The following is a 331-nucleotide window of genomic DNA, read 5'->3' as shown; positions in this document are numbered from 1 at the left end:
GTTCTTTTCACCTTTCCCTCACGGTACTGGTGCACTATCGGTCGCCAGCGAATACTTAGCCTTGGAAGATGGTCCTCCCGGATTCCCACGGGGTTTCACGTGCCCCGCGGTACTCAGGTGCCCCTAGGGTGACGTTCGGGTTCGGATACAGGGCTGTCACCTGCTATGGCGGAGCTTTCCAGCTCTCTTCTCCTGCCTAGTAGCCAATCCCACGTTGGGGTCCTACAACCCCGGCTGGTCGAAACCAACCGGTTTGGGCTGGTCCCATTTCGCTCGCCGCTACTTTGGGAGTCTCGCTTGATTTCCTTTCCTCCGGGTACTGAGATGTTTC

General features: G+C 57.7%; 1 rRNA gene. It reads right to left on the bottom strand.

The features are described 5' to 3' along the window. A 23S ribosomal RNA gene (locus V6B97_RS17485) occupies window positions 1-331 on the bottom strand; the annotation flags it as partial.

Source organism: Nitratidesulfovibrio sp. 1201_IL3209 (assembly GCF_036763125.1).
Lineage (GTDB): Bacteria > Desulfobacterota > Desulfovibrionia > Desulfovibrionales > Desulfovibrionaceae > Cupidesulfovibrio.
Note: the sequence above shows the minus strand (reverse complement) of the source record. Positions and strands in the feature narration are given on the sequence as shown.